The organism is Nitrospirota bacterium (assembly GCA_016207885.1).
GTDB lineage: Bacteria > Nitrospirota > Thermodesulfovibrionia > UBA6902 > UBA6902 > JACQZG01.
This window is the reverse complement of sequence record JACQZE010000003.1, coordinates 396485-415720: the sequence shown is the minus strand read 5'-3', so window position 1 is coordinate 415720 and position 19236 is coordinate 396485. Positions and strand designations below refer to the sequence as shown.

The following is a 19236-nucleotide window of genomic DNA, read 5'->3' as shown; positions in this document are numbered from 1 at the left end:
TTATATTACTTAAAAGTGAAATTATTTGTCAATGCCGGGTTGTAACGGCCATTAAGCGGAAGGGCAGCCTTAATTATTCTCTTTCATCTCCCACACGCCGCATGGGCATATGCCTGCGCAGAAGCCGCAGCCTATGCAGAGGGCACTGTCAACCACGTATTCATAGAAGCCTTTACCTAAATCTTTTCTGCTGATAGCGCCGTAATAGCAGGTCGCTTCGCACATATGGCAATCCCTGCATGCCGCGCAGGACATGCAGCGTGCAGCTTCGGTCTTCGTAGTAAAAGGTTCACCCTTGCATAAGTCATAATATGCCGCCTTTATCTTTTCATAGGGAACAACCGGCCTCGGCAGAAGCCTGTTATAGGACAGCCCGGAGATCAGGGCATGCACAGCTTCGGCTGCCTTTTTGCCGTGTCCGATCGCGTGCGTGACAAGCCCGAGGCTCGTTACGTCGCCTATCGCAAATATCTTGGGATCTGACGTATAGCCTGCCTCGTCAGCCTCTACCCACCCGTTCTTATCAGTCTGGACGCTTGGCGGCAGAAAACCTGTCTCAGGCATATCGCCTATCGAAACTATCACAAGGTCAGCCTCAAGGCTTGAACCATCCTTGAAATATATATTTCTCTCTTTCTTGACATACTTATCAGTGAACTTCGGCCATGATATCCTGGTGCCTAAAGACTCTGCTATATTCAGCTCCTCACCGAATGCCGCAGGCTTCTGAACGTCAACAGCGGTCACCTCTTTTGCCCCGCATTGATAGGCCTGGGCAGCCACATCCATGCCGACATTGCCTGCACCGATAATGACCACTTTCTTATTATTCAAGTCAGGCAGGTTCCCAAGATTTATTCCCTTCAGGAAATCATATGCCGTTACCATATCTTCAATGCCCGGGACATTGAGCTTTCTCGGTTTATGCGCGCCGCAGGCTACAATGACAGCATCATGGTTCTTGTACAGCTCCATGAATTTTTTCTTGTCTATGGCCACTCCGAGGTTTGACTTGATGCCTATCTCGGTGATCTTCTCAAGCTCTTTCTTTAGAACCTTCTGCGGAAGCCTTTCTCTTGGTATGCAGTATTCAAGCTTTCCGCCCAACTTGTTTTCCGCCTCAAATATCTCCACATCGTGCCCTTTAAGCCTTAACTGCCATGCCGCAGACAGGCCGCCCGGGCCGCCGCCGATAACAGCTATCTTTTTGCCGGTCTTGGCTTTAGGCTTCGGAGCCCTGGCGCCGATGCTCGCCTTCCCCAGCTCTTTGATACTCACAGGTGAATCAAGCCTCGCCCTTGTGCATGAACCCATGCAGAGGTTCGGGCATATCTCGCCGCATACGGTTGCAGGCAGCGGGCTGTACTCCATGACAAGCTCCATGGCCTCTTTGAGCTTTCCTTCTCTTATGAAGTGCGCGCGCCTTTGTGTCGGAATGTTGCTCGGGCAGCTGAATTCGCAGGGCGGCGAATATTTCATATTGTTCCATAATGGCTTATAACGCCTTTCATCCCCTGTTGTGATGTAAGGGAGAATGGTCACAGGATGAGTGATATATTCCGCAAATAACCCGCCTTTGCCGACTCCGTCGTCCCAGACCTTATTACGGAAATCTGAAACAGACATCTTCAGTTTTCCTTTTTTTGCCTTCTCCTGCGCTGTGAAAGGTATGAACTTTCTCCACTCTTTTCTCGAACTGGTAAGCTCTTTATAATGATCGCTCCTGTCGATGGCCTTGAGATAAGGCTTCATGTTTCCGGTCAGCCATTCCCAGTCCTGATCTGTGAGGTCAAGAAGTTTTACATCAGACTTGCTGTAGCTGTCGTCGATCGGGCCGTGGAAGTATACGACTCCTCCGACCATTCCGACGCAGGGCCTGTAGCCGAGTATGTTCCTCGCGTTTCTGGGCTCCACGCCGCATATGACAGATATTCCGCCTGCCTTGAACTCTGCAAAGGTATCTCCCACATCCCTGAAGTACCATGACTCAGGAGGGTCAAACCTCGGGTTGTGTTTTGTCATTGTGTCGCAGCGCGCGCCCCCGCCGCCCTGAACATAGAGTTTGCCCTGGGCACAGGCGTTATGAGCCCCGTTTGTGACATCACCCAGAACTGTTATCTCTGCCCCGCAGTTTATCCAGCCTATGTCATCAGAGGCTCCGCCCTTGACGAGGATCTCGGTGCCGAACATCCCCATGCTGCCGAGCCGTTGCCCGACCGGGCCCTCAACAGTTATCTTAACGGTATCCCCTGTCGGCCAGATGCGGCCGCCGATGCCATGCTGGCCGTCAGCGATTATGTGGAGGTTTCTGGCGCCGCCTTTTACGGCATCCTGTATCTCTTCCTCAAGTATCCTCGAAGGGGTTCTCTTGCCGCTTATGTTTGCCTTGATAGTTATCTTTTTCATTATCAGCACGCGTAATTTATCTTTAATCTCTCTGCTATCGCAGGGTCGTCCGCGCTCAGGCCGTCAGACATGCCGATAGGCAGCTCTGTGCTTCTGCCCATAGGCGCCAGGATCTTTTTGAGTTCAATATCAATGGATTTAAATACCTCAACTACCCTCTCGGCAACCTTGTCAGGGTCAAGCCTTCTATACAGCTTCGGATCCTGAGTTGTTATCCCTCTCGGGCATCTGCCGAGGTTGCAGACGTTGCAGCGGTTCTGTTCATCTCCAAGGCATTCTGCAGCTGCCTGCATAATATATTTTCCTATAGAAACAGCTGACGCGCCTAACATAAAGAGCGCGGCGGCGTTCGCGGCAAGGTTTCCTTTTTTTCCGACTCCTCCGGAAGCTATCAGCGGGATCTCATTCTGCTTGCCCTGTTTGACAAGGTCGAGATAACATTCCCTGAGGTTTGATGCTATAGGATGCCCCATGCTGTTCATGGACACATCATAGGCAGCGCCTGTTCCGCCGTCCTCGCCGTCAAGTGAAAGCGCTGCAGCAAACGGGTTTCTCACAAGATTATTGAGAACCGCCTTTGACGTCTGTGTTGCCGATATCTTCGGGTAGACCGGAACCCTGAATCCCCATGCCATGGACATGGACTGGATCATCTTCGCGACAGCTTCTTCAATAGAATATTTTGTCTGATGCGTTGGAGGGGACGGAAGGTCTACACCCATCGGAACGCCTCGTATCTCTGAAATAAGCTTAAGCACTTTATGCGCCATCAGGAGCCCGCCGTCACCCGGCTTTGCGCCCTGTCCGTACTTGATCTCGATCGCGCACGGGTCTTCTATCATATGAGGCAGGGCCCTGACTATCTCGTCCCAGCCGAAGTAGCCGGATGCGATCTGCGGTATGAAATATTTCAGGAACCTTGACCTGAGCAGCCTTGCCGGCATCCCGCCTTCGCCGGAGCACATGACAACAGGCATGCCTTCCACTTCATTAAGGTATGTTATTCCCATTGCAAGCCCTTCCCACATATTCGGGGAGAGCGCGCCTATTGACATGCTGCCTATCATGATAGGGTATATCTCTCTTACCGGAGGTATGAACGTATCGGTCTTTTTATCTAATCTGAGGTTCCCGTTCACCATCTTTATCGGCAGTTGCTCGGGGGGAAGTATCCTTCCGAGGTATGTCCTTATCCTGAACTCATGCCTCCCGGCGTCAAGCGCAGGGTCGGTGAGCATCGATATCCTTGTGAATTTGAGCCGGTCAAGTGTGGAGACAAGCGGGTCATTTCTTCTGCCGCCCCTTCTGTAAGGATGGCCGCCCCTGTTTTTATGAAAGGCAAACTTGTGCTGAGGGTTGAACTCCGGCTCTATGGCCTCATTAGGGCATACAAGCGAGCATGTGGCGCAGCCTGTGCAGTAACGGTCAACGTCAGTAGACTGTTTAATAACCGTGACGGTCTGTCTTGCTGACTTCGGATTCGGTATCGGGCCGTCGGAATGAACGCTTCTCTTTACAACGACCGAAGGCTCGATGGACAACATGGGGCATACGGCGGTGCATCTTCCGCACCTCGTGCACCTGTCATCTCTCCAGCGGACGACATATGGAAAATCTTTCAGCGTCAGCTTATGATTGTTGTCCAACCTTGAAGCTGGTTCCATACCTTCACTCCTTTTGCGTCAGGCTCGATTATCACCATATCGTATTTCATTGGAAATACATCCAGCGACCTGTCTCTTTTTGATATTGCGCTGTCAAGCCCGCACTCTTCTGACATGAGGCCGAACTTTCCTTTGATGCCGCCTACAATGCCGGGCCTCAACTTCTTTGCGTCCTGCACCATGAATGTGGTGCCGTCCGGCGTAAAACCGATAACGCAGTTAGGGCCGTCAATGCATAGCGGCCTCAAGGACATCTTGAGAAGCCTCGCGACCTCGCTGTCTTTTCTCGTTGCTATCTCCTCTGCCTTGAGAGGCGTTATTATATCTTTGTAATATGTAAGCGGGTAACCCAGATGCCTGCAGCTGTAATGAAGAATATGAGCAAATACCTCGCTGTCACTGTTATAGCCTATATAACCCGGCATCCCTCTTCCCTGAAGGAACTCTTTGATAGGGATAAATGCCGTATTCTCGCCGTTTGTCATTGTGCCGTATCCCTGGATGAAGAAGGGGTGGCATGCGTACAGGTCAATGGCGTAATTGGTGTTCTGCCTTCCCTGCGCAAAGATGATCTTTGCCTTCAGAGATGAGTTGTCAAGACCGAAGAACTCCCCAAGCTGCATCGGGTCGCCGACCTCTTTCAGGGCGATTATGTCCGGATAGAAGGCAAAGACGATTATGGATTCGTCAGCTCCGCCCATCTTTCTGAGCGCCACCCTTGTATTTAAGAGCAGGCCTTCCCTTTCTGATAACGATCTGCCTTTATATTCATCCGGGTAATCATATGCCCTGGAAAAGTAGTAGTCTCTCCTCTCGATCCCTTTGACTGGTTTGATCTTTGGCGACCATTCATGTTTAAGACGGAAGCCCAGCTTGTCCATATAGCTGTCAAGCGCGCTCAGGCCGTTCTTTGAACAGATGCCGGAGAGGATCGGATAGTTCTTGAGGTCTTTGAAATCGCCGCCGAGGTCCTTGAGGATAAGGCCCATTCCTGAGCCGTCATGCCCCTCTTTCATCGTTTCAAGGGCGATAACGTTCTCTATCGGGGAGAAGTATTTAGCTGAAGTTAACGCGGCTAATCTGCACATTTTATCTTCTTTAGAGAAAAAATTAGCAGGCATAATTGCCTGCCGGTCGAGCTGTATAATTTAATACTTTGCACCGGCTTATGTCAAACCATAGAGCATTAATAATGCGGGCTTATAAATGCCCTGAGATTAAAGACTTGATAAAAAACTATTGCCATTTTTCAAAGGTTTTAATTGAAATATCTCTGCGATAGTCTGTCCTAAATCAGCGAAAGTCTTACGCACTCCAACATTTATTCCTTTCTTAATATTGTCTCCATAAATCAAGAGAGGGACATATTCACGAGAATGATCTGTACTAACTGTTGTAGGATCGCATCCATGGTCTGCGGTTATGATCAGTATATCGTGTTCCTTCAGCGCGTTGAAAACTTCAGGGAGCCGTCGATCAAAAGCTTTCAAGGCGTCAGCATACCCTTTCACATCATTTCGATGGCCATAAAGCATGTCAAAATCGATCAAATTAGTAAAGATTAATCCCCGCTCAATATTGTAAATGGCTCTGATGGTCTTATCTATACCGTCTTCATTACTGGTTGTATGAATTACCTCTCCTACTCCCCGCCTTGAAAAGATATCCCCAATTTTTCCGATTCCTATGGTAGGAATACCTTTGTCTTTCAATGAGTCAAGAAGGGTCAGTTCAGGAGGAGGAAGTGAAAAATCCCTTCTTCTCGAAGTACGCTGAAAATTTCCAGGCTCGCCGATAAAAGGCCGAGCTATTACTCTGGCTACACCATAAACGCCTGTCAAAAGATGGCGAGAGATTTCGCAAAATCTGTAAAGCCTATCCACGGGGATAATATCTTCATGAGCAGCAATCTGGAAAACACTATCGACCGACGTATAAATTATAGGATATCCTGTTGACATGTGTGCCTCTCCGAGGTCATTGATGATTTCTGTGCCAGATGCAGCATAATTCCCCAATGTTTCAATGCCAATAGTGTCCTTAATTGCGCTCATTATTTCTTCTGGAAAACCATCTGGAAATGTTGGGAAAGATTCTTTAAGAATCAGCCCCATCATTTCCCAGTGTCCTGTAATAGAATCTTTTCCGGCTGATGCTTCTGCCATAATTCCAAAAGCACCATTAGGAGTTGCAATCTTTTTAATACCCTTAAAGTCGCCAAGATACCCTAACCCTAACGCCTCCATATTGGGCAAATCAATGCCCCCTATTGCTTCTGAAATATGCTTTAAGGTGTTGCTTCCAACATCATTGTAGAGAGCAGCATCAGGAAGTTCGCCGATGCCTAGACTGTCCAGTACTATTAAAACCATTTTGATACTTTTTAACATTACGTTAAAGACCCTGTTATTTGAATTGATTTTGATATATTATACTTCATAAAATAGAACCAAAGGAGGGAATAGGAATGTCTCTTTATGGTATAAGTAGGAAGGTATTTATTTCTTTCCATCAGAAAGATCGTGGCGAAGTCGATGATTTTATTAAAAGATGGGCTAATAGAGAAGGTGTTTTTATTCCTAAAGCTCTTGGAGCTTCCGACAATGATGATTTTGTCAATAGCACTAATCCCGAATATGTCATGTCAAGAATTCGGGAGAAGTATTTGGGCGATTCTACGGTTTCAATTATTTTAATTGGTAAGTGTACACATAGTCGGAGATATATGGACTGGGAGATAAAAACAAGCCTACGTCAGGGTGACTATACACCAAACGGTTTGATAGGGATACTCTTACCAAGTTGTGGCACAAGTGCTCATCTGCCCCAAAGATTTAAGGACAATTGGGAACGCGAGGAATCTAGTTGTTATGCACGATACAGAGCATATCCAACAGCTGCCAGTCAACTTGCTGATTGGATTGAAGACGCTTATTACGCGAGGACAACCCGTGCTCATTTGATTCAGAATACTTCAGATATGATGAAATATAACAGCAAATGTCTCATGTGCGGGGTCACTCATTAATCAAAGAATTTACAACAAGATAATTCTGATCTCAAGGAGAGCGTCATGAAGCTAAGAAAATGGTTGGAAAACTGGGATATGACCAAGCTGAAGATTAAAGCGCCTTTTCTCGAAGCAGAATGGGAAGCTAAAGAAAAAGATAAGGATGCTGCATGGGAAATGTATATAGAATTGCTCACGCGAATAGCTACTCAGCCTTTGCCAATGAGAGACGGGGACGAAAAAACGGCACTTGAGAGCGTTTATAATCTTTTTGGATTAACCAGAGCAACAATCAAAAATCACGGGAGAGATTGCATTAATTTTGCCAAAATAGCAGTGGTGGTGCTAAATCAAATTGTCCGGCCTTTTACCGCAAAATGGCATGGACTCTCGGTAGCTGGTGCTTTCAACTATCCCGAGAAATGTATGGAATTCAGAAAAGAGCTTGCGGCTTTGCAGATTGATTTAAGGACATATGCAAGAGCACTGGCAGATATGGCAGGTGTGGAAAATTTAACGGAACTTGAAGACCGTCATACAGGCTGAAGTGTGTTAACCGCTTCTCTGAATAATCATTCCAGTAACTACAATGGAATCTTTTTTTGTGACTGTATCAACAATTATTTTTGCCACGTCAATGGGGCTCATAAATTTTGATAAATCCGGAGACAATCCACATCCTTCATTCCAGAAGGGTGTATTCATGCCGCCTGGATAAACGGCGATTACTTTAACTGATGTCCCTTTTGTTGCAGCTTGGAGTGACTCCGTGTAGCCTCGCGCTCCCCATTTCGCTGCGCAATAAACTGACTCCTGCGCTTTGCCGATTTGGGCTGCGGTTGACATAATATTTACAATGATGCCGCCGGTGGCTTGCATAGCTCTTAAAGCATAGGTTGAAACAAGGATCGTGCCAATGAGATTTGCTTCGAAAACCTTATTGATCATTTCTCTTGTGGCAGCCTCGGGATTTCCAAAGAGACCAATCCCTGCCACGTTGAATACCATATCAGGCAGAAAGTTATTAGTACTGATAAATTGGAATAGACGATTAACATCGTCTTCATGGCTGACATTCGAGCGACAGGCCAAGATAATGGACTGCTTACATATCTCTTTAAGTTTGTCGATTGCGGTATTGAGTTTGCCTTCGTCTTTAGCAACAATGCACACGTTTTGCCCCGATTCACACAAACAACGGGCTATTTCAAAACCAAGTCCGGAGGATCCGCCGGTCACTAAAGATATTTTATCCATAACCTTGACGTGAATTAAAGTTTTTCAGGTACTATTAGTTTAGATAAACTCCTCAATTGCTCTAAACCATTTCTATATGCCAGATACTGTGGCGTTGGCTGATTTGTTATCCATGTATAATCAAAAGCTGGGCAATGCCGGACGTCGGCTCCCCAAATGTATGGGCTTATGTGAATACGACCTCCAGGCGCATCCCAATCCCAATAAGAGGCAAAGTAAAACGGGCGATCATATTCTCTAAATTCGAGATGTTTGACATGGCCTTTCAGCACGCTCGCCAGACATTTTATTGCGTCTTTCTTGGCCTCGATTAGTTCGCTATGAGATCTACCATCCGACTTCATATCCATCCATTTAAAGGTCTTATCTTTAAGGAAGTAGACCATTATGCTATCCCAAATCTTAGATGGATTATTTTTCAAAACCTTTAAAATAATTTCAGGAAGCTGGTCATTCGTTGCGCCCACGCAAGCAATTTTCTTATGCTTTTTCAGAAGTTTTTCAGGAGGAGTTTTTTTATCTTTTATGCCGTATTTGTTAAGAGACAAAATCGGCGGCTCTATTTGCAGATGCCACTTGTTTGCCGGCGCACCAGATTTTCCAAATGGATATTTCCTACCGTTGATCTTAATCTTACCGGTTACAGTATTGACCCTTAAGATTTCGTTGTGCTTGGCGAGAATCTCGTAAGACATAGAATCAAGGTTATAACTCAAATTATTATTAGAGCTTTCGTAGTGAGATTCTATATGCTTTGCAAAATTATCATGATGTAATAAAATTTGGCCTGAATTTGCAGCATCCATTACACGCTGGGCAACATTAATAGCTGCGCCGCACACATTTGTTTGACCATTAGGGTCTTTAATCAAATCAAGAATACCCTGATTAATTCCGCAACGGATACCGATTTTAGGTTTATGCCTGTCAGCCCAGACCATCATTTCTGAGGCTATCGATAAAGCAGCATGCTCACTCTTTATAGCATCAGATTTCCCTTTCCAAATGATTATAGCTGCCCCATCACCTGTCGGCAAAACAGAGTACTTGCCTGCATCCGGGCGACCAGATTTAACGGTACTGGTTAGTCTCTTCACCTCTGCAAAAAATGATTCTGCAATCTTCACTTGAGTTGGGTTGCTATTTGTAGAGAAACCAGCAAGATCAAAGAAAAGGATTGTTCCTGTGCGTTCACTCATGAGTATTCCTCAGCTAGAGATTAACCTGCTTTGAGTTTATCCACACATTTTCAAAATGGGAATCAAATAATTCGTATAAGCCCTCATCTGGATTCTTTTTTATTAACATTATCGGCACATGACCACAGATGGCCTTATCTTTGATTTGTGTGCCAAGATGGTATAATTCCACATAAGCTTCATCTTCAAATATGACCATACCGACATAAGGCGTGTAATAATAACCAATTTTCACGTTTCGATGGCCGACATATTTTTGTTGAACCTTTTTGCTAGCTTTAAACAATCTGGATTCGTCTTCAGTCATAGCATCTGGACTTTCAATCTTGATGCGTTCTTTCGCAGAATCACATTCAAGCTTTAGCAGAAGAAGTCTAGCGTTTGATCTATTACTTTCATCATTAATCGCATCCCAAAACAATTGCCCAACGTTCCCTTCATCTTCCTTAACCTCATCTTCACTAGGAATAGTGTATCTCCTAAGTGCAAGGCCTAGCATCTTCACTTCCCCCCCATCGTTTCTAAGACGTCTTAATCTTTTTTCTAACAGATTAATAATTGATTTTCTGTCCGGATATACACTCTTTAGGCCTCGTTTATAAGCTCCTATAAAATTCATTATAAACTCACCAACATGTCCAAGTTCAATTTGTTCTTTTTCTGCTTGAGTTTTACAGAAGTCCGGCAACTCAATTTTGCCATGTTGATCTTTCAGCAGTTTCTTATAATTAACCAGAATACCTGACAAAATATTTCTAGCCTTATCTTCCTCATCAATTCTTTCAACTCGATACCCTGCTTTTTTTATATTTTTAATTTCTTTAGTAAAATCCTCATTCTTATCGCAATAAGATGTTGTCAGCACAATAATGTTAAATGCGCCGTCTCTTTCCATTTTTTGGTCTTTTGCCCAAGCCCACTCCTTCTTCATCCATTCGGACCGTGAGCTATCAGTGAAAATCTGTAAAAAACAATCAGATGCTCTGATACTTTCTAGGATAATTTTCCCTGGATTTTTTATTGTTATTTTATCTTTCACAATGTGATGAATGACTTTCCAGTCTGTGAAGAATTTCTTTAATTCATCTGCTATATACGCTGATTTATTATTTTCCTCGTGAAAACTAATAAACACTCCCTGATTCTGGTTTGTTTTTGCCATTGACTATCCCCTCCCATACCAATCTATTAGTTCTCTAATGATAGTTTTAGTGTCAGTAATATGAGTAAGCCAACCTTTATCCTGAATTCGGGCAATATCAGAAGTATAATGTTTGGGTTCTCCAGTGCGGGGAATATCTTTTGTTGTTTTCATCTCGCGCGACAATTCTGTTTCTAACATTTTAATCACTTGATTTATACTGAGTTTATTTGCCGCTCCACCACCTACGTTATAAACGGAAAAACCGCCTTCAGAGTATGTATTGAAATCTGCAAGTTCTATTTCGACTAGATCAATGAAATCTTTGATATGCAAAATATCCCTTGTCTGATTACCATCGCCGAAAATTGTATACTCCTTCTTTTTAACAGCACAACGCACAATATTTGCGATCCAGCCATGGGTCTTGCTTCCTAGCTGCCCCGGGCCTACGATCCCACTCATCCTGTGGCTGATGACTTCCAATCTGTGCATGTTGGCGTAGTGGTGCAAGTACTGTTCCCCTAAATATTTCGAAAGGGCGAAGGGCGGTTGCGGCTTTGTAGATATTTCAATAGTTGCACAGTTTTCAGATACTTTTCCAATCTTCTCCATTGCAACTTCAACTGCATCCGGATCATATACGCGAATTGTATTGCAGTAAATAACGCAAGCCTTATACTTGCGCGCATGTTCGGCGACAAGAAATGTCCCATGAACATTTGTTCGGAAATCGAGATCAGGTTTCACCCAGGAGACTTCAGCGGCAACCTGAGCAGCCGCATGAAAAATGTATTGGCATTCATCTATTTTCTTCCAAGTCTCTGTTGATGCAATATCGCTATGTATAACCTTGACCCCTTGACTTTGCAACTCCTTGGCGATTTTTTCAGCGCTGTTCGAATAATCAAAGTCAACAATTATGATATTGTATTTATTGCAAAGTCTTTTCGCGAGGCTTGATCCTATAAAGCCAAGCCCCCCAGTAATTAATAATGTCTCTTTACTTGTTGTCATAATTATTCTCCAAGTCGAAAACGGTGGAGTATCTCTCCACCTCGCATATAGGGTTTAGTTTCCGAGGTTAATAATAGTTCGTTAATAGTAACTTCACCCATATGAGTGTTAGCTGCTATGGATTCAAATTTTTGGATAAATACATTCGCATCAGACGGACTTTTTAGGAATCGAAGGATAGTAGAGTGGACACCTTGGGGAACCTCGACTTCCAAGGAGAACGCATCCTTCATTAGGAGAGCTATCTTTTCCCTTAAACGATAGACCGTTTTGTCGGGGTTCCGGATAGGCAGAATGGAGGCACTCTTAAATAATATAGGCGGTCCCACATCGATCTTAAATGTCTTAATGTCACTTTCAGAGCCAGCGGACAGTTCTCTTGATAAAAGTTCGATTATATCAGGCACAAGCTTCTCTATTTCCTCGACAACTTTTTCTCCGGGATACTGGTGTTTTTTAAAATTTACAAGCGTCATTACAGTTACATGTGTTTGATGATAAGGATATACGTATATATCATAGCCAAGAGCCAGAAGCTCACGATATAGATATTCATAAGACTCTTTAAGAGGAGAAGGAAGAGGCCAACCAAAAGCAATGTTCAACCCGTAGACCGGCATATCAGGATGAATGGGAAGAAAAAAATCAGGGGCAAAGCCGTCCCTCCTTATTTCTTTATGCAGTTTGCTTAACATGCTTCTCTCAAAGTAAGGTTCTGGATACAATATTTTATTCCCTGCCTACATTCAAATTTAACTCTTATATTTTTAAGTTAATAAGTGATTGCTGATACACCTTTATCTTAGCTTTTTCCTTTCCTTCAATATAATACCTCAAAAGGGCATCCGTTCCCGAAGCGCGTATCAGAACCCAGAAGTCGTCGAATTCCATTAACGTCCCTTCAAGAAGTTTGCCCTCGCCGACCATGCATACCCTTTTTGGTTTTGGTATTGACTTATCCCCATCGTTCAGCCTTGAGTTAATCTCGCTGAGTATTTCGTCCATAGATTTTCCGGAGGTAGCTTGCTCGGTTAAGTTCTTGAAAAAATCCATTACCCTGTCTCTTTTTCTCTCTCCCTCAGCTTTGGCTGTTTCGCGTTCAGGGCCAGTGAGCCTTTCATTGTAAAGAATGACATCACGCCGGTCGAAAAACCTGTGCAGGATATCATACTCCTCAATCAGGCCGCAGTAATACTCCGCGAAAGACTTCTTCTCATTGAACAGATGGGACGCGAGCGACAGAATCATTAGACCGAATTGCATGCCGTCCTTCTCACGTAGCGCAATCAGGCCTTTTGTTCCACTCTCATTCATAAGGAGCTCCGTACCTCCGAAGACTGCGCCGCCTGATTCTTCACACATTATCAAAGCGCGGGGTTTTTTGCCTATGTATATCTTGTCCCCAATAGCATTTATGAATGGCTCATTTGTATCGAATCGGTTCTCAAGCCATTCCGAAAAAGTGCCAACATACTTGAAACCCACGCGTACCTGTACGATCGGGATATTCTCCTTAGCAGCAAGCTCACCAATTGATCGGGATGTGGATATGGAAGGGGTGACGAACCAATTATATGCATTAAGCAAACCGGTATCTTTGAGAACACTGATGCGATATGCGGTAAGCATAAAGAAAAGCTGATTCGGGGTAAAGTACACAATGGCTTTGTCGGTATCTGGGCAAGGTTCGACTTCGAGGCCGAGTGCCTGTGCCTGTTCTGCCCTCTCCGCCGGGGTTGTTGTAACTATATTGAACCTGTCGCCGTCAGGATCCCAGATAAAGACTATATTTGCCTTGTCCTGAAGTAGGATGTCCTGGGCGCCTATATTCTTGTAAACTTCTTTCTTACTGGGATCAGGGCCAAAATGTTTCCCGTTTTTTTCGCCTAATCCATGATAATGCGAATCCTCTTCGCCAAAAAGATATTGAATGACCCCGTTTGTGCCCGTGCTGATGCCTAATAATGGGAACAGGCTTTCAGTCGTGGCCTTCATTGAGCCGCCGACTGTGCAGGCTACGCAACGGAATCCTTTTCCTATAGCGTGTTTGATATCATCCATGGATTTGTCGACAATAACAGACTGCTGGTACTTCACGTATGCATTATCAATGTCAAAATCATGAAGAATCTTACCTTCTAGTCCCCATGGTGCAAGGGTGATCTTCTCCCGGTTTTTTACGATATTTTGCACTTCATAGATAATTTCAGGCTCTTCTGAGAGAAGCTGCTTGCCCGCCGAATCCATAGGCTTCCATCCCCCTTTAAAATATGGTGAATGGCTCGCTGTCAGGTTATCGCCGCTTTGATATTCCTTGTGAAAAATCCCAAAAGAAGAATACCAAATTGGTGCGGTCTTAGGTTTTTCTCTGAGATGAACCTGAATATTATGAGCAGCATATACCCGTGAAAGAATAGCTATGAAATCTTGTGTATGAGGCCGGGTTTCTCCACCGATATGAACATGGGCCTGTTCTCCGGAAGCAACTTTCTTCTTAAAAACCCTTGCCTTTGCTTCGCCTAAGATCGCCATTGTCAGAGAATTGAATGCAACACTTGGATCATCAGCATCTTCAGGATTTAATTGATCCCGGTAGCCAGCCGTCATTAAGGAAAATTCAGCCGCCCACTTGTCAAGATTATAGGACGCCACAATTTCATTAGAAAGATTTATCTCTTGCCACTTTTTTTCATAAGGTTTTATTTCAAGTTTCTCAGCGCTCATCAATTTCCTCCCCAAAATATATTAATCCAGAAAACTTCTCTTTTTAAATATCTCTATCGTCTCAAGCCACGAACCTGTCTGTATCGCCTCTACCGGGCACTCGGATCCTGCGGGCCATGTGTCGATAAGTTCATTGACAGCTGCATCATTGCCGCCTTTGAATAACGCATCGCCGATGAAGACTACTTTATTAAATCCCTCTTCCAAAAGCTTGCGCACAGGTTTGGTCTTGTCCTCGCCTGATATGCCGATATCGAACGAGGTCTGTCCGCCGAGAGTGATATGCAGATGCTTTTCTTTTATCAGTGATGACAATGCAAGATTAAGATGTTGCATTACCTTTTCCCTGTAGCCTGCGGACTGGTCGAAACTTACGAATCTTTCCCGGTTAAGCACGGCATCCGGGCCTTCATGCTCCAGCCTGCCGATAGGACAGAGGTTTATCATTGATACCCTGTCAACTATCCGGTTATCCACTATATTGAGATCAGCAGGCAGCTGAAACTCCTCCATATTAAGAGTCTTGGCCAATACATCCATCAAGCGGCGGTAATCGTTCTCTCCGAGATGATTCCTGATATTGAACTCCGAGACCAGTTCGATGGACATCTCTTTTGAATAATCACAATGATAATGAACCGCGCCGTTGCTGACAAAGGCGTCGAACCGCCCGCGGAATCCGTGGCCATATAGAGGCGTGAAGAACTGCCCCTGCAAAAGAGAGAAGTGGCTTCCTGCTGCGACATAAAAAGGGACATTAAGCCGCCCGAGGACATCTGCCATCTGCGCGGTGATAGGCTGGCGCGGCGGTGTCAGGGTGCTGTCAATGTCAAGTGCCAGAGCGGTCTTCATATTCTTTTACCTGATAGCAAAGTTGACTCGATAATAGCAGATAAATACAAAAAATTAAACTTGCCTCTTGACATCTTTTTAAAACAGGACTAAAATAGTCTTGATTATGCAGATCACGCGCGAAACAGATTATGCTGTCAGGTGCCTTATACATCTTTCCGCAACTCCTGATGAGGTTGTTGTGATAGATGAGATCGCCGGGATAAGGGATGTTCCAAGGAGCTTTCTTGCCAAGATACTCCAGAAGCTCTCAAAGGCCGGCATCGTCACATCCTACAGGGGTGTTAAGGGCGGTTTTCAGCTTGCGAGAAGGCCGAAGGACATCACTCTGCTGGATGTCATAGAGGCGATCGAGGGGCCGGTTGCGATGAACAAATGCGTTGTTGACAGGAAGTTCTGTGACCTCAGCAGGACATGCTCTGTCCATCCGGTATGGGTTGGAATAAGGGCCGGGCTTGAGGATCTTTTAAAAGGCTATAACTTTGAGATGCTTGCCGCAAACAGGAAGAAATGATCTTCCGACCTTGTCAGGCAGGTTAAAGGGTGCTATGTTTTTAATTATTATTGAATGCGGTAACCTTGTCATTCCGGCTTGTCCGGAATCTTTAATAGCTGAAAGACTCCCGACAAGCGGGAGTGACAGGCATTGGTCATGCAAGAATCATTATAAGGAGGTTGTAATATGAGCGATTATCAATACGATAATCAGACTGTAAAAGGCTTTATCCTATCCTCCATCTTCTGGGGAGTGGTGGGGATATTGATCGGCCTTTTGATCTCGGTACAGATGTGGGCGCCAGGCTGGAACTTTGCCCCGTTCTTTACCTTCGGAAGGCTGAGGGTGGTGCATACGAACGGGCTCGCGTTCGGTCTCGGCATCGGGGCTATATTCGGCATTTCTTACTATATTGTTATGAGGCTTACACGAAGGCCTCTCCTCTTTCCCCGGCTCGCGAGGTTTCATCTGCACCTGTTCAATATCGCAATAACGCTTGCCGCTTTAAGCCTTTTCGCTGGCATGAACCAGTCCCTTGAATACGCGGAGCTTGAGTGGCCTCTTGATATAGGCGTTGTGATCCTCTGGGTGATCTTCGCGGTAAATGTCTTTGGAACCATCATCAAGAGAAAAGAGGAGCAGATGTACATATCGCTCTGGTTTATACTTGCCACTGTCATAGCGGTCGCGGTTCTCTATATTGTGAATAACCTTGCCGTTCCTGCGGGGCCCTTCAAGTCTTACTCGTTATATGCGGGTGTCAACAGCGCGAATATCGAGTGGTGGTACGGCCATAACGCGGTTGGCTTTATATTTACAACTCCCATTTTGGCGATGTTCTACTACTTTCTGCCGAAGTCTACGGGGCTGCCGATATTCAGCCACAGGCTCTCGATCATATCCTTCTGGTCGCTGGTATTCGGATATTTATGGGTGGGGTCGCATCATCTGGTTTACACGCCCCTTCCTGACTGGATCCAGACGCTCGGGATCGCGTTCAGCCTCTTCCTTATCGCGCCGTCATGGGGCTCTGTTGTGAACGGTTTTTACACAGTGGCGCCTGAGTGGTCAAAGATGAGGACGAACTATCTCACAAAGTTCTTCATACTCGGTATTACATTTTACGGGCTCCAGACCGTTCAGGGGCCGACACAGGCGCTGAGAGTAGTAAGCCAGCTTATTCACTACACTGACTGGGTTCCGGGGCATGTTCATATGGGCACGATGGGATGGGTGACAATGACAGTTGCGGCTTCCATTTATTACATCATTCCCAAGATATACAACACAGAGATATACAGCGAAAAGATCGCAAATACGCACTTTTATTTTGTCCTGGTCGGGCAGCTCCTCTTCTCTGTCACAATGTGGATAACAGGCATCCAGCAGGGGGCGTTATGGAAGGCTGTAAACCCTGACGGCACGCTTAAATACACCTTTGTCGAGACCCTTGTGAAGAACTACCCATATTGGCAGATGAGGACTTTCGCGGGAGTTATCTTCACCATAGGCATGCTTTATTTTATCTATAACATATTGATGACCATCCGCAAGGGCAACGCCCTTGCCGCGGCAAAAGCAGAGGGGGTGCGGTGATGGCCGGAGAAATATATAAAAAACCGATAATGTTTTCGATAGTAGCGCTGCTTGTAATACTTGCGGGAACGATAGTTACAATGTTCGCTCCCATGATGACCGGCCAGATGCACCCTAAACTGGAGAACCTCAAGCCGTTCACTCCTCTTCAGCTTGCGGGCAGGGATGTGTATCAGCGGGAGGGCTGCAACAACTGCCACACACAGACGGTAAGGCCGCTCAAGTCAGAGGTGATGAGGTACGGCGAGTATTCCAAGGCAGGGGAGTTCGCGTATGACTACCCGTTTCTCTGGGGGTCAAAGAGAACAGGCCCTGACCTCGCAAGAATAGGCGGAAAGTATCCTGACGCGTGGCATTACAGGCATTTTGAAGATCCAAGGGCATTTTTTAAAGAATCGAACATGCCTTCTTACGCATGGATAAAAGAGAGGGCGCTCGATCCGTCTGATGTTCAAAGCCATATGGACGCTCTTGGATTCAGTTATTCTGATGAAGAAATTTATGTGCTTCAGGGCAAGAACGAGATGGACGCCCTTGTAGCGTATATGCAGGTCATAGGCACGGCTGTCACAAAGAAGCCGGCTGCTGCCAAACCGGTATCAGCGGTAACGGAAGCGGAGCTTAAAAATCCGGTTGCCGGAGACCCGGGCGCGATAGCGGCGGGCAAGAAACTTTTTGATGATAACTGCGCCATGTGCCACGGTGAAAATGCAGGCGGAGACATAGGGCCGAGCCTTGTGGACAATATGTTCCTGTATAAAGAAGGAGACCTTGCTGACGATGATTATTTTGAACTCATTACCAATGGCACCGAAGAGGGCATGGTAGAGGAAGGCAGGACTGCAAAGGGCGGGATGCCGTCTTTTAACGATACGATGAGCAGGGACGAGATATGGTCTGTGATCTCATACATAAGGTCTTTACAGCATAAGTAAAAGGAGGAGCCATGGCAGAGGAATATGATGATATAAAAGCCTTTGAGGCAAAGGATACCGCGCGTAAGCTCCCTGTCGGCTGGCTGATACTCTTCTGGGGGCTGATATTATGGGGCATCTTTTATTTTGCAGCGTATACCCCTGAGATCAGCGGGTGGAGCCAGGCAAAGGATTATGAGGAGTCGGTAAAGAAGTGAGAGATAAACTAATAGCTGTCAGCAAAAACAGGAGGTAATAATTATGTCAGAAGCTTGTGCATGTTTGGGATGCAATATCGGAGCAACGGTGCCGGACTTTACATTAGAGACTTTTGAGCCGTCAAAAGGAGACTTTGGAGGGATCAGCCTTGAGACACAAAGGAAGAATAAGAAGTGGACGATACTCTTTTTTTATCCGGCGGACTTTACCTTTGTCTGAGCTACGGAATTCGCTGCTCTGGCAGAGCAGTATGACAGGTTTAAAAAGATGGGCGCTGAATTGATTACTGTGAGCAGGGACACAAAATTCGTCCACCTTGCATGGCATAGAGATGAGAAGATGCTTAAGGATGTGAAATATCCGATGGGCTCCGACACCACGGGAAAGCTTGCAAAGATGTTCGGCGTTTATGACGAGGCATCAGGGCTTTCCTTAAGAGGCACTTTTATCATAAGCCCTGAAGGCAAGCTCCTGAACGCTGAAGTGAATTACTTTAATATGGGCAGAAATGTTGATGAACTGATGAGGAAGTTCAAGGCAAATCTTCACCTTGCGAAACATTCCGCCGAGGGATGCCCGGCAAAGTGGAAAGAGAAAGGCGACAAGACCTTGAAGCCTTCCGCGCAGATGGTCGGAAGGGTTCATGAGGCATTGAAGGAATAAGCAATGGATATATCGGTAATGGCAACAATCGGTTTTACAGCCGTAGCCGCGATCGGGATATTGATCCTTTATATGATA

The 19236-nt window shown here is 45.6% G+C and carries 18 protein-coding genes; 7 read left to right on the top strand and 11 right to left on the bottom strand.

Features of this window, described 5'->3' with window-relative positions; translation table 11 throughout:
* Positions 1–69 precede the first annotated feature (69 nt).
* From HY807_02155 to HY807_02140, 4 genes are all read right to left on the bottom strand, one after another.
* On the bottom strand, positions 70–2406 hold the full coding sequence (locus tag HY807_02155) for an FAD-dependent oxidoreductase (protein MBI4825216.1): 2337 nt from the start codon (positions 2404–2406) through the stop codon (positions 70–72).
* 2 nt (positions 2407–2408) lie between these two features.
* Complete coding sequence (locus HY807_02150; protein ID MBI4825215.1) at positions 2409–4070, bottom strand: 4Fe-4S binding protein; 1662 nt, start codon at positions 4068–4070, stop codon at positions 2409–2411.
* Positions 4031–5158: a glutamate synthase gene (locus tag HY807_02145; protein MBI4825214.1), complete on the bottom strand. Its 1128-nt coding sequence runs from the start codon at positions 5156–5158 to the stop codon at positions 4031–4033. The genes HY807_02150 and HY807_02145 overlap by 40 nt, the downstream gene beginning before the upstream one ends.
* 129 nt (positions 5159–5287) lie before the next feature.
* Positions 5288–6448: a phosphopentomutase gene (locus HY807_02140; GenBank protein MBI4825213.1), complete on the bottom strand. Its 1161-nt coding sequence runs from the start codon at positions 6446–6448 to the stop codon at positions 5288–5290.
* Between the two features lie 89 nt (positions 6449–6537).
* Between HY807_02140 and HY807_02135 the strand changes: the two genes are divergently transcribed.
* Together HY807_02135 and HY807_02130 are read left to right on the top strand one after the other, a co-directional pair.
* Positions 6538–7098 (top strand): TIR domain-containing protein, encoded by a 561-nt coding sequence (locus HY807_02135; protein ID MBI4825212.1) that lies wholly within the window; start codon positions 6538–6540, stop codon positions 7096–7098.
* 45 nt (positions 7099–7143) lie between these two features.
* Positions 7144–7626 (top strand): hypothetical protein, encoded by a 483-nt coding sequence (locus tag HY807_02130; protein ID MBI4825211.1) that lies wholly within the window; start codon positions 7144–7146, stop codon positions 7624–7626.
* 6 nt (positions 7627–7632) lie between these two features.
* Here the strand turns inward: HY807_02130 and HY807_02125 are convergent, their stop codons facing one another.
* The 7 genes from HY807_02125 to HY807_02095 all read right to left on the bottom strand — a co-directional run bounded on the left by HY807_02125 (position 7633) and on the right by HY807_02095 (position 15270).
* On the bottom strand, positions 7633–8337 hold the full coding sequence (locus tag HY807_02125) for an SDR family NAD(P)-dependent oxidoreductase (protein MBI4825210.1): 705 nt from the start codon (positions 8335–8337) through the stop codon (positions 7633–7635).
* A gap of 14 nt (positions 8338–8351) precedes the next feature.
* Positions 8352–9536, bottom strand: coding sequence for an adenylate/guanylate cyclase domain-containing protein (locus HY807_02120; protein ID MBI4825209.1), 1185 nt, complete (start codon positions 9534–9536; stop codon positions 8352–8354).
* A 13-nt stretch (positions 9537–9549) separates the two neighbouring features.
* Positions 9550–10698: a toll/interleukin-1 receptor domain-containing protein gene (locus HY807_02115; GenBank protein MBI4825208.1), complete on the bottom strand. Its 1149-nt coding sequence runs from the start codon at positions 10696–10698 to the stop codon at positions 9550–9552.
* A gap of 3 nt (positions 10699–10701) precedes the next feature.
* Positions 10702–11694 (bottom strand): NAD-dependent epimerase/dehydratase family protein, encoded by a 993-nt coding sequence (locus HY807_02110; GenBank protein MBI4825207.1) that lies wholly within the window; start codon positions 11692–11694, stop codon positions 10702–10704.
* A gap of 2 nt (positions 11695–11696) precedes the next feature.
* Positions 11697–12389, bottom strand: a complete 693-nt coding sequence (locus tag HY807_02105; protein MBI4825206.1) for a hypothetical protein — start codon at positions 12387–12389, stop codon at positions 11697–11699.
* A 64-nt stretch (positions 12390–12453) separates the two neighbouring features.
* On the bottom strand, positions 12454–14418 hold the full coding sequence (locus HY807_02100) for a hypothetical protein (GenBank protein ID MBI4825205.1): 1965 nt from the start codon (positions 14416–14418) through the stop codon (positions 12454–12456).
* A gap of 21 nt (positions 14419–14439) precedes the next feature.
* Positions 14440–15270, bottom strand: a complete 831-nt coding sequence (locus HY807_02095; GenBank protein ID MBI4825204.1) for a hypothetical protein — start codon at positions 15268–15270, stop codon at positions 14440–14442.
* Positions 15271–15376: 106 nt separating this feature from the next.
* Here HY807_02095 and HY807_02090 point away from each other — a divergent pair, with 106 nt between their 5' ends.
* The 5 genes from HY807_02090 to HY807_02070 all read left to right on the top strand — a co-directional run bounded on the left by HY807_02090 (position 15377) and on the right by HY807_02070 (position 19158).
* Positions 15377–15784, top strand: coding sequence for an Rrf2 family transcriptional regulator (locus HY807_02090; GenBank protein MBI4825203.1), 408 nt, complete (start codon positions 15377–15379; stop codon positions 15782–15784).
* 168 nt (positions 15785–15952) lie between these two features.
* Positions 15953–17362: a cbb3-type cytochrome c oxidase subunit I gene (locus tag HY807_02085; GenBank protein ID MBI4825202.1), complete on the top strand. Its 1410-nt coding sequence runs from the start codon at positions 15953–15955 to the stop codon at positions 17360–17362.
* The gene (locus HY807_02080) at positions 17362–18297 is read left to right on the top strand and encodes a cbb3-type cytochrome c oxidase subunit II (GenBank protein ID MBI4825201.1); all 936 of its coding nucleotides are present in this window, start codon (positions 17362–17364) and stop codon (positions 18295–18297) included. The genes HY807_02085 and HY807_02080 overlap by 1 nt, the downstream gene beginning before the upstream one ends.
* Before the next feature lie 11 nt (positions 18298–18308).
* Complete coding sequence (locus tag HY807_02075; protein MBI4825200.1) at positions 18309–18494, top strand: hypothetical protein; 186 nt, start codon at positions 18309–18311, stop codon at positions 18492–18494.
* Positions 18495–18537: 43 nt separating this feature from the next.
* Positions 18538–19158 (top strand): peroxiredoxin, encoded by a 621-nt coding sequence (locus HY807_02070; GenBank protein ID MBI4825199.1) that lies wholly within the window; start codon positions 18538–18540, stop codon positions 19156–19158.
* The last annotated feature ends 78 nt before the right edge of the window (positions 19159–19236 follow it).

What these genes read in the sequence shown, in the direction of transcription:
- HY807_02155 (MBI4825216.1), bottom strand. Translation starts at nt 2,406, where the DNA reads ATGAAAAAGATAACTATCAAGGCAAACATAAGCGGCAAGAGAACCCCT.
- HY807_02150 (MBI4825215.1), bottom strand. Translation starts at nt 4,070, where the DNA reads ATGGAACCAGCTTCAAGGTTGGACAACAATCATAAGCTGACGCTGAAA.
- HY807_02145 (MBI4825214.1), bottom strand. Translation starts at nt 5,158, where the DNA reads ATGTGCAGATTAGCCGCGTTAACTTCAGCTAAATACTTCTCCCCGATA.
- HY807_02135 (MBI4825212.1), top strand. Translation starts at nt 6,538, where the DNA reads ATGTCTCTTTATGGTATAAGTAGGAAGGTATTTATTTCTTTCCATCAG.
- HY807_02130 (MBI4825211.1), top strand. Translation starts at nt 7,144, where the DNA reads ATGAAGCTAAGAAAATGGTTGGAAAACTGGGATATGACCAAGCTGAAG.
- HY807_02125 (MBI4825210.1), bottom strand. Translation starts at nt 8,337, where the DNA reads ATGGATAAAATATCTTTAGTGACCGGCGGATCCTCCGGACTTGGTTTT.
- HY807_02120 (MBI4825209.1), bottom strand. Translation starts at nt 9,536, where the DNA reads ATGAGTGAACGCACAGGAACAATCCTTTTCTTTGATCTTGCTGGTTTC.
- HY807_02115 (MBI4825208.1), bottom strand. Translation starts at nt 10,698, where the DNA reads ATGGCAAAAACAAACCAGAATCAGGGAGTGTTTATTAGTTTTCACGAG.
- HY807_02110 (MBI4825207.1), bottom strand. Translation starts at nt 11,694, where the DNA reads ATGACAACAAGTAAAGAGACATTATTAATTACTGGGGGGCTTGGCTTT.
- HY807_02105 (MBI4825206.1), bottom strand. Translation starts at nt 12,389, where the DNA reads ATGTTAAGCAAACTGCATAAAGAAATAAGGAGGGACGGCTTTGCCCCT.
- HY807_02100 (MBI4825205.1), bottom strand. Translation starts at nt 14,418, where the DNA reads ATGAGCGCTGAGAAACTTGAAATAAAACCTTATGAAAAAAAGTGGCAA.
- HY807_02095 (MBI4825204.1), bottom strand. Translation starts at nt 15,270, where the DNA reads ATGAAGACCGCTCTGGCACTTGACATTGACAGCACCCTGACACCGCCG.
- HY807_02090 (MBI4825203.1), top strand. Translation starts at nt 15,377, where the DNA reads ATGCAGATCACGCGCGAAACAGATTATGCTGTCAGGTGCCTTATACAT.
- HY807_02085 (MBI4825202.1), top strand. Translation starts at nt 15,953, where the DNA reads ATGAGCGATTATCAATACGATAATCAGACTGTAAAAGGCTTTATCCTA.
- HY807_02080 (MBI4825201.1), top strand. Translation starts at nt 17,362, where the DNA reads ATGGCCGGAGAAATATATAAAAAACCGATAATGTTTTCGATAGTAGCG.
- HY807_02075 (MBI4825200.1), top strand. Translation starts at nt 18,309, where the DNA reads ATGGCAGAGGAATATGATGATATAAAAGCCTTTGAGGCAAAGGATACC.